A 13499-nucleotide genomic window follows, 5' to 3' on the forward strand; every position below is an offset into this window, starting at 1 on the left:
GCTAAAAAATCCCGACAAGATAGCCGATCATCGCACCGGCCCCGACCACAGCCCAGACCGGTGCGATCCGCCACTGCAAAATGGCAAAGACCAGCACAACACAGCCGATATCAAAGATATCCAGATTGGCACCCGTCCAGATCGGGTCATATAGAACCGCTGCCAGCAAACCGACGACGGCGGCATTCACCCCCATCAAGCCAGCGCGCATCGACGGCACATGCCGCACGCGATCCCAGAACGGCAAAAGCCCCACGACCAACAGCCAAGCCGGCAAGAAAATCGCAATCAGGGTCACAAGCGACGTCAACGCACTGATCGCCAAGCCACTGCCACCTGAACCGGTATGCAGCGCCGCACCGAGATAGGCTGCAAAGGTAAAGATCGGGCCGGGGACGGCCTGCGTCGCGCCATAGCCGGCAAGGAAGGTCTCCGCATCCACCCAGCCCGGTGCAACCACGGAATTTTCAAGCAGTGGCAAAACCACATGCCCACCGCCAAACACCAAGGCACCACTGCGATAGAAGCCATCAATCACGGCAAACAAACCGGTGGGATCAATTTCCGCCAGAACCGGCAACATCACCAGCAAGGCAAAGAACACACAAAGGGCAATCACCGCCCCCGTGGTCGAACGCGGCGCATGACTGGAATCGGCATCCCCGGCAACTTTGCCACGCAACAACACGAAACCGGCAAGCATGCCGCCAAGGATGACACCAAACTGGGCCAGAACCGTATCGCTGGCAATCATGATCGCAGCTGCCAGAACAGCAAGAATCGCACGGGTCACATCCGGACACAGGCTGCGCGCCATGCCCAGAAGTGCATGCAGCACCACACCAACTGCCACCAGCTTCAGGCCGCGAATGATGCCCTCGACACTGCCCAGATCGAACCCGACAAACGCCATACCAAGGGCTGCCAACACAATGGCAGAGGGCATGGTAAAGCCAAGCCAGGCTGCCAAGGACCCGCGCAAACCACCCAGCGCCATGCCAATGCCCATACCAACTTGCGAGCTGGCTGGCCCCGGCACAAACTGGCAGAGTGCGACCAGATCGGCATAGCGCGCATCGCTCAGCCATTTGCGACGCGCCACAAACTCTTCACGGAAGTAACCAATATGGGCGACCGGCCCACCAAAGCTGGTCAGTCCCAGTCGCAGGAAAATCAGGAATATCTGCCACAGACCAACGCCGCCCACCGGCAATGATGAGGTTTGGCTACCCCCAGGACCGCCTGAGGTTTCGGTTTGTGACGTCGCGTTTGGCATGTGTTTTCCTGCCCTACCCTGATTTTGCCTGACCATACGCAATCCGCGAAAGGCGGCAAAGCCAAAAGCAGCCCTGTGGTCATTCGTCATAATTTCATAACAAAAACCCCGCCTGCAGTCTGATGCTACAGGCGGGGCTTTACTTTTAACGTCCGGACGTATTGCCCGAAAAGTGCCTAGCGGAAGGCCGGCTCATCAAGCGAGCGCAGCTTGCGGGAATGGAGCTGATTGACGTCCTGACGAAGCGTATCAATCGTATCCAGCCCGACCTGCAAATGCTGGCCAATGCGCTGGCGATAGAAATTGTTGGCCATGCCCGGCAATTTCAACTCGCCGTGCACCGGTTTGTCCGACACACATAAAAGCGTGCCATAAGGAACGCGGAAGCGGAAACCATTGGCAGCAATGGTCGCACTTTCCATATCAACAGCAATGGCACGCGACTGGTTCAGGCGGACAAACAATTCGCTATAACGCAATTCCCAGTTCCGGTTATCGGTGGTGGCCACCGTGCCGGTGCGCATGCGGGCCTTCATTTCGCGACCCTTAAGCCCGGTGATTTTGGTGACCGAATCTGCCAGTGCGACTTGCACCTCGGCAATCGGCGGCACCGGAATCCACAGCGGCAGGTCGGAATCAAGCACATGGTCATCACGGACATAACCGTGGGCCAGCACATAATCACCCAACAACTGGCTGCGCCGCAGACCGGCACAGTGCCCCAGCATCAACCAGCAATGCGGCCGCAGAACCGCGATATGATCCGTGGCGGTTTTGGCGTTTGACGGACCGACACCGATATTGACCAGGGTAACACCAAGACCGTCTTCGCGGATCAGGTGATAGGATGGCATTTGCGGCAGTTGCTTGACCGCTTCACCACTTTCCACCCAGCCCTTTGGTGCGTTTTTGCGCACGCTAACCTTCGGCCCCGGCTCGACAAAGGCGACATAGGGGCTTTTCGGGTCTTCGAGCTGTTCCTTGGCGAATTCGATGAATTCATCGACATAGCGCTGATAGTTGGTGAACAGGACAAATTTCTGGAAGTGTTCGGGTGCGGTTGCCGTGTAATGGCGCAGACGTGCGAGCGAGTAATCCACACGTTCACCAGAAAACAGCGACAGCGGCTTTGGCCCCGGCGTTGCGTTCGATCCGTAATGAACGCCGTTGGCGATATCGTCATCGGTGCGCGCCAGATCCGGCATATCAAAGATCAACTGCATCGGACGAATATCGTTCGGGCCAATGCTGTCGGTTGCGGTTTCAACAAGGAACGGCAAGGGGATCGGGCGGTCCGATACACCTACCACGACCGGAACGTCATGGTTTTTCAGCAGAAGTTCGATCTGCTCGCGGTAATATTCTTCAAACAGGTCCGGACGGGTCAGGGTCGTGCCATAAACACCGGGATCGCGCGGTGCGCCGAATGAAAGCGTGCTTTCGACATGCAGCTTTTCCGGCGGCACTTCAATGCCGAGATACGGATAATAGGCACGTACCGGGGAAGATTGCTGACCTTGACCGAAACGGTTAAAGGCCTCTTGGACGGCATTGGCACCGGTCACATAAATGTCCTTGATGCGCGCAAGTGCCTTGTCAGCGTCGGTAAATTCAAACAGATCGCGTACCGATCCGTGGACTTCAGAAACCATATTGGATGCTCCTTTTTGTTATTGTTGTTTGGGTCGTCTGCCAGATCACGAAGCATAAAACAGCGACGGATCAATGACAAAAGCCCTTGGAGCGAGAGATTTATCACCGCCCGCCCGTCTTCTGACAACCGAAAACTTTGCCATCTCGTTCAATCCTGAGGTCAAAACGCCGGATTTGAGACAATCGAAAGGATATCAGATCAAACCTTTCCCGGAAGTTTCAGAAGCTTATGACCTATATGTCGGATTTATTTTCAAAAATTCCAAATGACAGTTTTGAGGAGCCTGCCATAACCGACCCGGTGTTCATAAAAACACCCGCATAAATCGGCGCGGTTCGGAAACGCAGGCAAAAAAAATGCCGAAACCGGGGGACGGTTTCGGCAATTTCAGGGAAGGGTCTTAGACGTTGAGGGAAAAGACGATCAACCCTGATGTGCAATCTTTATATGACCACTGGTCATTTGTGTCAATTTAATTTGATGCATGATCTATTTTATCATCCCCTGGCATCAAACCAGAATATCGGTGCTCGTCTGCGATCTGCTGCAACTTTTTCAATCGTCGCTGCACAGCGCCATCAAGTGCCCATGGGTCACCTAATTCGGCAAACTCCAACTCAAGCACAATCTTCGCAGCACGTGGGTCACTTTCGACCAAACTTTCGATATCCTGTTTTTCTTCGTCGTCTTCAAGCGTCCCGCGTACATAGGCAAGAATGTGCTCTTTGCCATATATCGCAAGAACTGGGCTCATATCATGCTGCCTCCGAGACATAACGGGATGCGTGTTCGCGGGCTTCGATTCGACCAACCGATGCGCGCAACTTGCGACGCGCCCGGCCCACGCGGGACTTAACGGTACCGATCTCGACTGACATCTGATCGGCGGCGTCCTGATAGGACACATCATCAACGGCCGTCAGCATGATGGCTTCGCGTTCCTGCTCGGGCAGGCTTTCAAGCACGCGATCCGCATCACGAAGCTGCAGACGGGCCATCTGATTGCTGCCGTGGCCATAGACGTCGCCAAGGTCGTCCCAATCGACCTGCGGGCCACGCGTCTTTTCACGACGTTTTCCCGAAATGAACGTGTTGAACAGAATACGGTGCAACCAGGCTTTCAGGCTGGTGCCCTCTTCGAACTGGTCCTTTTTGCTGATGGCTTTCAACAGCGTGTCCTGGACCAGGTCCTGTGCCATATCGGTGCTGCCGGTCAGGCGATACGCATGACGGCGCAGCGCAGGGACATGATCTTCGATTTCGTTCATCACTTGTTCAGACATCACAACCTCCTTGTTCGGATGAGCTGACCGTAACAAACAAAAATAAAAATAAAAGTAAAATCGTATGCTCCACTTAGGCAACACAAGGAACACACATATACTACACAACACTATGAACACACTTACCTTACACAACTAAATTAACTTGATTATTTTACCTTATTTACGGCTTACCATTACTTTACATTACTTACATCAACTATCGAACTGACACATATTCAGCAAGATGGTTGTGTTATGGAACAAACAGCGGTAACGTAACTTACTCCAAAATTCTCGAATCTATTGATTTTCAATGATTTCAGGCAGTTTTCAGAACCGCTTAAATTGACAGGAATCCCCACGTGCCAACGTCGAAGAGAACAGAAAAGCTCCAGATCATGCTTGATGATGACGAGCTGAAGGTCATTGATGACTGGCGATTTGACCACCGGATGCCAACCCGCGCGGCCGCAATTCGCGAACTTATTCGCCGTGGATTGATCTCTGAGGACGTCGAAGATCCCGATACCGAGGGCAAAAGCACCAGCGATTTCCGTATCGAGCCGGAATAAAAAATTTGATTTCCCCAACAAAAATCCCCGGCCAAAGCCGGGGATTTTTGTATTTCGCATATGTTTTAAACCGAAATCACGGGCTTTCGCGCCCGAGTTCGGGCTTTCGCCCTTCAAAGATTCGGGCAATTCCCGCACCAAACCCCAGAACCAGCAACCACAATCCATAATATCTGAGTGCGCGTGACACCGTAATCGCAATCACGAACAGCCAGAACGGATAAGACGTCGCCCCGGCGGCAAGGGCTGCGATCTGCATCGGGACCGGTGTAATGCTGATGGCAAACACCACCCAGAAGCCACCTTCTTCAAACTGGCCTTGCAGATCATCAAATTGCTGCTGCCCACCGACCATATCAATAAGCGGCTGGGCAAATTCATCAAACAGAACCCAGGCCAGCAGATAAAGTGCCAATGCCCCCAGCACGCTGCCCGCCAATGTTACCGTTGCAACAATAAAGCCGCGCGTACGCGATGCCGCCATGATCGGGGCGACAATGACTTCGATCGGGATCGGGATAATGGTGGTTTCAAGGAACGATGCCACGGATATACCACCCAGTCCCTTGCGGCCTTCGGCAAGTTTCGCAAGACGGGTCTGCGCATAATCGAACGCACGCCTTATCCGTTGTCCTGATTGTTTCTCATCGCTCGACATTCACTGTTCCTTATTAGCGTCTTCCTGCCCCAAACGAAAAGCAGCCCGCCCGAAGCCGGGCGGGCTGCTAACCTCGGACGTCAAACCGCCGAGTTCAGATTGTGACGTCTTATTCGGCGGTCTGACTGTCCGAGATGGCCTTCTGCGCATCTTCAAGCGCATTTACGGTATTGGCCTTCACATCTTCCCAGGTTTCCGCAGATGCATCCTTGGCATTTTCAAGCGCATCGCTCAGCTCGTCACTTGCGCTATCCCATGCTTCTGCCAGCTCGTCGACGGCTTCTTCACTGTCGTCGGCGACCCGTGCGGAAACATCGTCATACTGCTCGCCAAGCTGGTCGGTCTTGGTGTCGACCCAGGCAAGAAAATCTTCTTTCTGCTCGAACGTAAAGTCCTTGGCGTCTTCATACTGTGCGGCAATCTCGTTGCCCAGTTCGTTGGCATCGGACTTCAATGCATCATCGGTTTTCATCGTGTCATCTGAGGAAGCAGACCCGGCATATGCCGGCGCCATAACAGAAACAGACATAAGTACAGTACCGATCATCAGCATATTCTTGTTCAGCATCACAACCTCCTTATTAAACAAGTGCAGCACAATTACTTGCGCGCTGCTTACACTGAACAACGGATGGTGCGAAAGAATGTTCCGATTGTGTTGATTTTATTTCATGGAACCTTTTGTCGAAATCGACGTTTTCACTAGTAAGCGCCCACACACGAAGCGGGGTACGACGTATCAACCATGATGCATTCACCGATTTCACGGGCGCGCAGTAAACAAAAGGAGTTTTAGTTATGGCACATAGCAGTATGCAGACCGTTGCGAAGGAATTTCCCGTCGAGACTGGCGTGGACCGCAAGGATCGTCGCGAACTGGCGAAAATGCTGACGCAGATCGTTGGATCGTCGCATGTACTGTATGCCAAAATTCGTGGCGTTCACTGGAACGTGGTTGGTCCGACCTTCTATTCGCTCCACAAGATGACCGAGGAGCATTACGAAGATCTCAACACCGCGATTGACGATATGGCAGAACGCATTCGTGCAATCGGCTTCTCGGCACCGACCGGCTTGAGCGAGATGATGAACAATTCCGTGATCGATGATCAGACGGAACTGCTTCCGACCGAAGGCATGGTCAAGGAACTGGTCGACGACCATGAAAAAATGGCCCGTTTGCTCCGTAAGGGTGTTGCGGCCGCCGAAGACGTCGAGGACGTCAAAACCGCGGACATGCTAACCGAGCGCATCGGTGTCCATGAAGAAGCAGCATGGATGTTGCGCGCGACGATATCCTAATTATGTCAATGTGATATGATACGCCGGCGCCTTCGGGCGCCGGTTCTTTTTTGTGCCCTATCAACCATGGTGCATCGTCATGAAAAGCTCTGATCTGACTGGCAAGGTTCATCTTCTGCTGACCAAGGGAAAGCTGCCCGAAGACTGGCGCGGTAACGGCGCACAGCCGCTGCGCACCGTGTTTGAGGACGCCGGTTACACAACCGAGCTGACGCTTTGCGACGATCCCGGTGCCATCAAGGATCAGATCAAAAGCGCCTGCACCGCTGGTGACATCGTTGCTGTTGGCGGCGGTGACGGCACTATCAATGCCGTTCTTGATGCCATCATCGCCCAGAAAGTGGTGCTGATCCCGATCCCGCTTGGCACGGCAAACGATTTTGCCCGCACATTAACCCTGCCCGATGATCTGATTGATGCCGCGCGTGCGGCCATTCACGGACAGATCCGCATGCTTGATATCGGCAGTGTGAATGAAAAAAGCTTTGTGAATGCAGCCAGCATCGGGGTCCCGGCAGATGCACGCAAACGCATCAATCCGGACCTTAAGCGTACCCTAGGGGCGATCAGCTATGCGGTTGCCAACTGGCAAAGCTGGCATGAAATGGATCCGCTTGATCTGACCATTACCTGCGGCGATGAGGAGCCACAGGCGATGAAACTGCGCCAAGTGACCATCACCAATGGCCGCTATTTCGGTGGCGGTCTGCGCCCGAGTGAAACCAAAAGCCCCGAAGACGGTCTTTTGCATATGTTTGCCATCCGCGACAGTGTCGATACGCTCAGCGGCCTTGATATCGCGGCCGAGCTTTTGTTTGGCTCGGTCGATGACAGCAGCTATGCCACCACCATGCAATGCGACACCATCAAGGTTGAAGGCGAAAAAGGCGCGCCGATTCTGGCTGATGGGGAAATCATTGGCGAGCTGCCTGCCCTGTTTTCCATCCATGCCGGGATTCTGCCGGTATTTGCGCCCAACAGCTTTGTCGATCAGATCGAAGGCACTGACAGCACAGAAGACAAAACCCTGCCGCAGCGAAACGAAATCAACGACATCATGCGTGACACGGTTGATTTTGCCCTGCGTCTCGAGGCGATCTATCCCGTCGCCCAAAATGCTGACCTCAAGGCACTCTGCCACGATAGTGCGACCAATCTGCGCGGCATTGCCCGCAAGCTTGAGCTTGGCTTGCGCCCCTATGGCATCAATGCGGCGTCACCGGACCCGGATCTGCAAAATCTTGAAGAACTGCGCGACAAGGTCATGGGTTGGTTGCTGGGCAATGCCGATGCCCGCCTTGCCAATGGCCTCAAGGCCCGTACAGATCTTTTAACGCGCGAGATTGCGGCGATTTCACAAGATAAGCTGCCGAACGATGTCGCTGACCCTGTAAAGGCCCTTGCGGCCGAGATTGATCATTTCAACGGCAATCTTGGCGATATCATCAAGCAACTCTGAGCGACAAAAAAAAGACCACCATTTGGCGGTCTTTTGCTTTGCGTATTCTCGCGGCGGGTCTTGATCAGTCTTCGAGACCAGCCAGACTTCTGGCAAAGGATTTGGCTTCGAACGGACGAAGGTCCTCGGCCGCCTCACCCACGCCAATCGCATGCACCGGCTTGCCGAATTTTTCGGCCAGTGCGACGACAACGCCACCCTTTGCCGTGCCATCAAGCTTGGTCACGATCAGCCCCGAAACAGCGGTTGCGTCGCCAAAGGTTTCGACCTGCGAATGGGCGTTCTGACCAGTAGTGGCATCAAGCACCAGAAGCGTGTCATGCGGGGCCGTTTCATCGCGCTTCTTGATCACGCGGACGATCTTTTTAAGCTCGTCCATCAGATGCGCCTTGTTCTGCAGGCGCCCGGCCGTATCAATCAGAAGCAGGTCATAATTTTCACGCTGGGCTTGCTCAATCGCATCAAAGGCCAGACCGGCAGCATCGGCCCCTGTGTCGCGCGCAACCACGGGGCAATCGGTACGTTCACCCCAGACTTTAAGCTGCTCGACCGCGGCGGCACGGAACGTATCGCCAGCTGCCATCATGACCTTGAGGCCCTGATCCTTGTAGGTTTTGGCAAGCTTGCCGATCGTTGTGGTTTTGCCCGATCCATTCACACCGACAACCAGCACGACATGCGGTTTCTTATTAGAGTCAATCACCAGCGGCTTGGCCACCGGATCAAGAATTTTGGCGACTTCTTCGGAAATGAATTCCTGGATTTCGGCGGAATCGACTTCCTTGTCAAACCGGGTCTTGGCCAGTTCCGCGCTCAGTTTAGCAGCAGTCGTGACACCAAGGTCGGATGTGATCAGAAGATCTTCGAATTCCTCAAGCGCGTCATCATCAAGACGGCGCTTGGTGAAGATATCAGAAATACCGGTGGTCAGTTTTGAGGAGGACCGTTTCAGCCCGTCTTTCAGGCGGCTAAACCAGCTTTTTTTCCCCTCTTCACTCATCCCGCAAGCTCCGCAATCAGTTTTCCATCTTCAAGGCCGGTTACCTTGGCCTTGGCTATTGTGCCCGGTTCTATCACGCGATCCAGCAGAACGGGAGCAAAATGCTCCGTATGGCCGGTATTTTCCTTTTCAACCAACACATTCTCGACCATCCCGATGCGCGATTGCAGGAACTTGTTGAGCTGAACTTCACCCGCTTCGCGAAGGGCACTTGCGCGTTCCTTGCGCAGGTCCTTGGGCACCTGCGGCATTTTGGCAGCCGGCGTACCCGGGCGCGAAGAATACGGGAAGACGTGCAGATAAATCAGGCCGCATTCATCGACCAGACGCAGGGTATTTTCCGCCATTTCATCGGTCTCGGTCGGGAAACCGGCAATGATGTCGGCGCCAAATGTCACATCCGGGCGCAGATCACGGACCTTTTTGCAGAAATCAACAACGTCCTGACGCAGATGGCGGCGCTTCATACGCTTTAGCACCATGTCATCGCCGGCCTGCAGGCTGATATGCATGTGCGGCATCAGGCGCGACTCTGTTTCGATCAGACGAAACAGGTCTTCATCAACCTCGACCGGATCAATCGATGAAATACGCAAACGCGGCAGTTCGGGCACCTGTGCCAGAAGACGACGCGACATCTGGCCCAGTGTCGGCTGCCCCGGAAGATCATGACCATAGGACGTGATGTCGACCCCGGTCAAAACCACTTCGCCATAGCCATTGGCGACCAGTTCACGGACCTGGCTTACGATTTCACCCATCGGCACACTGCGTGAATTGCCGCGGCCATAGGGAATGATACAGAAGGTGCAGCGATGATCGCAGCCATTCTGAACCTGAACAAAGGCGCGTGCTCGGCCTTCAAAGCCGGATACAAGATGACTTGCGGTTTCTTCGACCGACATGATGTCGTTGACGACAACGCGTTCATGTTCGGGCAACATGAAGGTTTCGGCCTTCATCTTGGCATCGTTGCCAAAGATGCGGTCGATTTCGCCCATATTGGCGAACTTGTCCGGATTGACCTGAACCGCACAGCCGGTGACAAAAATCTTGGCATCCGGGTTTTCGCGGCGCAGACGGCGAATGCTTTGGCGCGCCTGGCGTTCGGCCTCGGTCGTGACCGCACAGGTATTGATGATGATGGCATCATCAAGCCCGGCAGTTTTGGCATGGTCGCGCATCACCTCGGATTCATAGGTGTTAAGGCGACAACCAAATGTGACGACACGCGGCTCTTTCATGCTCGGTCTTCTGCGATCCAAAGTTCGAATTCGGGAATATTTCCGCCAGCGCAATTCAAAAAGGATGCTGCAAGTGCGGAACGCCCGGCAAGGACATTATCCTTGCCGGGCGCTGGTTACATACGCTTTTGAACGCTTCAATGCAAGTCTGCGCCCCTCATGGCACACATGCAACAGGCGCGCAAATCATCGCCTGACATCCGATCAAAGGTTGGAAATACGCACGCGCAAGGCACTAGGCCGCGCAGTTGCGGTTCCGGCCTTCTTTCTTGGCGCGATAAAGGGCACTGTCGGCGCGATCAATAAGCTTGGCCCCGCCCTCCTTGGCAACATATTCGGCAACACCGATCGATATGGTCATCTGACCAAACGAAATGCCCGATTGTTTGGCCTTGATTTCGCGTGCCGCGATACGCTTGCTCATATCATTTGCCAATAACATGGCATCTGCTACTGGCGTTTGCGGCAATAGAATAGCAAATTCGTCTCCGCCATAACGTGCAACTATGTCGCGTCCTTTGACGTTGGCTTTCAGCATGGAGGCAATCAGCACAAGAATTTCGTCGCCGATGCGATGACCAAACCGATCGTTAACCGCCTTGAACTGATCAAGATCGACAATCATCACACAGAACGATTCAGGTTGCTTCGCCGAATCATATTCGGACACCAGCAAACCGAGCTGCTCTTCGAAATACATCCGGTTGGAAACAAGCGTCAGGCCGTCGGTATAAGATCGCTCGCGCGCTTCTTCGAGTTCGCGCTGCAAACGCGCAACCTTGCCAAGGTAGCGATCAAGGCGTTGATGCAAACCTTCAACGGCTTGCTGCATCTGGTCGGTCTTCTGAATAATCTCGCCAAGAACCGGATTGACTTCTTTGTGGTTCTTGAGCGTTTCAAGAGACCGCCCAAGCAAGGCAGAATATTCCTCGAACCCTTTGCGCGCCGTGGTCAGGCATTCATCGCTGCTTTCTACAAGCTCAGAAAAATCTTCTATCCCGCGCTGCAGGAAATCGGCAGCCTGGCGGTCAAAGATATAGCGATAGTAAAGCTGGAGCAGCATATCCTCGGCCAGTTCATCACCACCGGCCTGCACAGCATCAATCACCCGAAGGATTTCCGGGTTTTCCTCGGCGAAATAGACAAACCAGACATGGTAAAGCTCAGGCGTCGGGCGCAATCCGCGCTCGCGCAGGGCCTTAAGCGTCGCTTCGGCATGATCCCAATGGCGGGAAATCTGATGGTCCGCTGTGGTCACAACGGGTGCTCCGAGCTCGTGTTTTCAGTAGAAATATCAAGGCGTTACGCGTTAACCGCATAATGATTGGCCTCAACATACCCCAAATTGCCCAGCGGAGCCAGATATACGTCGAATTAAACTAACCGAAAGTGTCGGTCGACCATCGACCTTTAGTTACCCCGGATCATCGTACCGGCACCGCGTTCGGTGAACAGCTCAAGCAGAACTGCATGCGGTGCACGCCCATCAACGATCACAGCGGCTTCGACCCCGTTTTCAACGGCATCCATGCAGGTTTCCGTTTTCGGGATCATCCCGCCCTGAATGGTGCCATCGGCAATCATAGCATTGATGTGGGCGGTGTCGGCGTCCCGTACAAGGTTCTTGTCCTGATCAAGGATGCCTTTTACGTCAGTCAGCATGTAAAGGCGGCTTGCGCCAACGGCCTTGGCAATCGCACCTGCAGCGGTATCGGCATTGATATTGTAGGTCTGACCATCTTCGCCCACACCAATAGGCGAGATCACCGGAATGATGTCGGTATCTGCAAAGCAATCAAGAACGTGCGGATTGACCTTCACCGGCTCGCCAACGAAACCAAGATCAAGAACCTTCTCGATATTGCTTTCGGGATCGCGTTTGGTGCGGGTCAGTTTGCGCGCAGTAATCAGGTTCGCATCCTTGCCACACAGGCCAACGCCAACGCCGCCGGCGGCATTGATGTTTGACACGATTTCCTTGTTGATCTTGCCCGCCAGCACCATTTCGACAACGTCAATGGTCTGCTGATCGGTTACGCGTAGGCCATCAACGAATTCGGACTGGATGTTGAGCTGCTTGAGCATCTGACCAATCTGCGGGCCACCGCCATGCACCACAATCGGGTTCATGCCAACCTGTTTGAGCAGCACCATGTCGAGCGCAAACAAACGCGCCAGCTCCGGATCACCCATGGCATGACCGCCATATTTGACCACGATTTTCTGACCGTTAAACCGGCGCATAAAGGGAAGAGCCTCGGAAAGCACTTTTGCGCGCGCCAGCATGCGATAGGCACTGGCTTCCGAATTGTCTTCTTCAGAACGGATTTCTTCGTTCATTTCACTTCCCCATTTTGTCGCACGGTAAAGCTGGCAGCCTCAGAGCAGAGTGGAAATCTCTGCCCGCAGCTCGGCAAGTCCGGTATTTTTCTCGCTCGAAGTCGCAAAAATCTGTGGCATGGCGGCCGGATGTTTGACCAATCCGTCGACCACTTCCTTGATCCGCTTTTCAAGCTGACCCTTTTTTAGCTTGTCTGACTTGGTCAGCACAACCTGATAAGGTACTGCGGCCTCATCAAGCAGCTTCATCATATCCTCATCGGCCTTTTTGAAGCCATGTCTGGAATCGATCAGGACAAATACACGGCGCAGCGTAACACGCCCGCGCAGATACTGTTTGATCAGCGCATGCCAGGTATCAACGATGTCCTTGGGTGCTTGGGCAAACCCATAGCCCGGCAGATCCACGACATAGCAGGCACCATCAAGATCGAAATAGTTCAGCTGCTGGGTACGCCCCGGCGTGTTCGATGTACGCGCAATATCCTTGCGCCCGGTGATCGCGTTGATCAGGCTGGACTTGCCCACATTCGAGCGACCGGCAAAGCAAATCTCGGTCTTTTCCTCAGGCGGGAGCTGTTCAAGCTGAGCCACACCAAGAACAAAGTTAACCGGGCGGCTAAAAAGCTTCCGCCCGGCTTCGATCACTGAGTCTTCATGCGTCGGAATAGCAGTTGCCGACGGCAGGTTTTCTTGTGTCATCGTCTTTCCTTCCCCGATTGATCGGGG

The 13499-nt window shown here is 54.0% G+C and carries 15 protein-coding genes; 4 read left to right on the forward strand and 11 right to left on the reverse strand.

The annotated features are described in order from the left end of the window. Position 1: 1 nt before the first annotated feature. Together chrA and UF64_RS02230 are read right to left on the reverse strand one after the other, a co-directional pair. Positions 2 to 1276, reverse strand: a complete 1275-nt coding sequence (gene chrA / locus UF64_RS02225; protein WP_082049465.1) for a chromate efflux transporter — start codon at positions 1274 to 1276, stop codon at positions 2 to 4. Positions 1277 to 1452: 176 nt separating this feature from the next. Next, the gene (locus UF64_RS02230) at positions 1453 to 2928 is read right to left on the reverse strand and encodes an AMP nucleosidase (protein ID WP_044826998.1); all 1476 of its coding nucleotides are present in this window, start codon (positions 2926 to 2928) and stop codon (positions 1453 to 1455) included. A gap of 73 nt (positions 2929 to 3001) precedes the next feature. Between UF64_RS02230 and UF64_RS20090 the strand changes: the two genes are divergently transcribed. After that, positions 3002 to 3199 (forward strand): hypothetical protein, encoded by a 198-nt coding sequence (locus UF64_RS20090; RefSeq protein ID WP_152630580.1) that lies wholly within the window; start codon positions 3002 to 3004, stop codon positions 3197 to 3199. Between the two features lie 203 nt (positions 3200 to 3402). Here the strand turns inward: UF64_RS20090 and UF64_RS02235 are convergent, their stop codons facing one another. Further along, the gene (locus UF64_RS02235) at positions 3403 to 3684 is read right to left on the reverse strand and encodes a hypothetical protein (RefSeq protein ID WP_044826999.1); all 282 of its coding nucleotides are present in this window, start codon (positions 3682 to 3684) and stop codon (positions 3403 to 3405) included. 1 nt (position 3685) lies between these two features. Beyond that, the gene (locus tag UF64_RS02240; protein WP_044827000.1) at positions 3686 to 4213 is read right to left on the reverse strand and encodes an RNA polymerase sigma factor; all 528 of its coding nucleotides are present in this window, start codon (positions 4211 to 4213) and stop codon (positions 3686 to 3688) included. 344 nt (positions 4214 to 4557) lie between these two features. Between UF64_RS02240 and UF64_RS20705 the strand changes: the two genes are divergently transcribed. After that, positions 4558 to 4767, forward strand: a complete 210-nt coding sequence (locus UF64_RS20705; RefSeq protein WP_152630581.1) for a hypothetical protein — start codon at positions 4558 to 4560, stop codon at positions 4765 to 4767. Between the two features lie 76 nt (positions 4768 to 4843). Here UF64_RS20705 and UF64_RS02245 read toward each other — a convergent pair whose 3' ends face one another. Together UF64_RS02245 and UF64_RS02250 are read right to left on the reverse strand one after the other, a co-directional pair. Further along, positions 4844 to 5425: a YqaA family protein gene (locus UF64_RS02245; RefSeq protein WP_052657416.1), complete on the reverse strand. Its 582-nt coding sequence runs from the start codon at positions 5423 to 5425 to the stop codon at positions 4844 to 4846. 109 nt (positions 5426 to 5534) lie between these two features. Then, positions 5535 to 5993 (reverse strand): hypothetical protein, encoded by a 459-nt coding sequence (locus tag UF64_RS02250; protein ID WP_044827001.1) that lies wholly within the window; start codon positions 5991 to 5993, stop codon positions 5535 to 5537. 230 nt (positions 5994 to 6223) lie between these two features. On the opposite strand from UF64_RS02250, the gene UF64_RS02255 reads away from it, so the two are divergent. Then, positions 6224 to 6727 carry a Dps family protein gene (locus UF64_RS02255; RefSeq protein WP_044827002.1) on the forward strand — a complete coding sequence of 168 codons (504 nt, stop codon included), beginning with the start codon at positions 6224 to 6226 and terminating at the stop codon, positions 6725 to 6727. A gap of 79 nt (positions 6728 to 6806) precedes the next feature. Beyond that, positions 6807 to 8186 (forward strand): diacylglycerol kinase family protein, encoded by a 1380-nt coding sequence (locus UF64_RS02260; RefSeq protein ID WP_044827003.1) that lies wholly within the window; start codon positions 6807 to 6809, stop codon positions 8184 to 8186. 64 nt (positions 8187 to 8250) lie between these two features. On the opposite strand, the gene ftsY is transcribed toward UF64_RS02260, so the two are convergent. The 5 genes from ftsY to yihA all read right to left on the reverse strand — a co-directional run bounded on the left by ftsY (position 8251) and on the right by yihA (position 13472). Beyond that, the gene (gene ftsY, locus UF64_RS02265; protein ID WP_044827004.1) at positions 8251 to 9186 is read right to left on the reverse strand and encodes a signal recognition particle-docking protein FtsY; all 936 of its coding nucleotides are present in this window, start codon (positions 9184 to 9186) and stop codon (positions 8251 to 8253) included. Continuing rightward, entirely contained in the window at positions 9183 to 10430 is a 1248-nt protein-coding gene (mtaB, locus tag UF64_RS02270) for a tRNA (N(6)-L-threonylcarbamoyladenosine(37)-C(2))-methylthiotransferase MtaB (RefSeq protein WP_044827005.1), read from the reverse strand. The genes ftsY and mtaB overlap by 4 nt, the downstream gene beginning before the upstream one ends. Before the next feature lie 235 nt (positions 10431 to 10665). After that, entirely contained in the window at positions 10666 to 11688 is a 1023-nt protein-coding gene (locus tag UF64_RS02275) for a GGDEF domain-containing protein (protein WP_044827006.1), read from the reverse strand. Positions 11689 to 11840: 152 nt separating this feature from the next. After that, on the reverse strand, positions 11841 to 12770 hold the full coding sequence (gene argB / locus UF64_RS02280; RefSeq protein WP_082049467.1) for an acetylglutamate kinase: 930 nt from the start codon (positions 12768 to 12770) through the stop codon (positions 11841 to 11843). 39 nt (positions 12771 to 12809) lie between these two features. Then, positions 12810 to 13472, reverse strand: a complete 663-nt coding sequence (gene yihA / locus UF64_RS02285) for a ribosome biogenesis GTP-binding protein YihA/YsxC (RefSeq protein ID WP_044827007.1) — start codon at positions 13470 to 13472, stop codon at positions 12810 to 12812. Positions 13473 to 13499 lie beyond the last annotated feature (27 nt).

Source organism: Thalassospira sp. HJ (assembly GCF_000948415.1).
Taxonomy (GTDB): Bacteria; Pseudomonadota; Alphaproteobacteria; order Rhodospirillales; family Thalassospiraceae; genus Thalassospira.

What these genes read in the sequence shown, in the direction of transcription:
- UF64_RS02250 (WP_044827001.1), bottom strand. Translation starts at nt 5,993, where the DNA reads ATGCTGAACAAGAATATGCTGATGATCGGTACTGTACTTATGTCTGTT.
- mtaB (WP_044827005.1), bottom strand. Translation starts at nt 10,430, where the DNA reads ATGAAAGAGCCGCGTGTCGTCACATTTGGTTGTCGCCTTAACACCTAT.
- ftsY (WP_044827004.1), bottom strand. Translation starts at nt 9,186, where the DNA reads ATGAGTGAAGAGGGGAAAAAAAGCTGGTTTAGCCGCCTGAAAGACGGG.
- UF64_RS02230 (WP_044826998.1), bottom strand. Translation starts at nt 2,928, where the DNA reads ATGGTTTCTGAAGTCCACGGATCGGTACGCGATCTGTTTGAATTTACC.
- UF64_RS02260 (WP_044827003.1), top strand. Translation starts at nt 6,807, where the DNA reads ATGAAAAGCTCTGATCTGACTGGCAAGGTTCATCTTCTGCTGACCAAG.
- argB (WP_082049467.1), bottom strand. Translation starts at nt 12,770, where the DNA reads ATGAACGAAGAAATCCGTTCTGAAGAAGACAATTCGGAAGCCAGTGCC.
- UF64_RS02235 (WP_044826999.1), bottom strand. Translation starts at nt 3,684, where the DNA reads ATGAGCCCAGTTCTTGCGATATATGGCAAAGAGCACATTCTTGCCTAT.
- UF64_RS02240 (WP_044827000.1), bottom strand. Translation starts at nt 4,213, where the DNA reads ATGTCTGAACAAGTGATGAACGAAATCGAAGATCATGTCCCTGCGCTG.
- UF64_RS02255 (WP_044827002.1), top strand. Translation starts at nt 6,224, where the DNA reads ATGGCACATAGCAGTATGCAGACCGTTGCGAAGGAATTTCCCGTCGAG.
- yihA (WP_044827007.1), bottom strand. Translation starts at nt 13,472, where the DNA reads ATGACACAAGAAAACCTGCCGTCGGCAACTGCTATTCCGACGCATGAA.
- UF64_RS20090 (WP_152630580.1), top strand. Translation starts at nt 3,002, where the DNA reads ATGACAAAAGCCCTTGGAGCGAGAGATTTATCACCGCCCGCCCGTCTT.
- UF64_RS02245 (WP_052657416.1), bottom strand. Translation starts at nt 5,425, where the DNA reads ATGTCGAGCGATGAGAAACAATCAGGACAACGGATAAGGCGTGCGTTC.
- chrA (WP_082049465.1), bottom strand. Translation starts at nt 1,276, where the DNA reads ATGCCAAACGCGACGTCACAAACCGAAACCTCAGGCGGTCCTGGGGGT.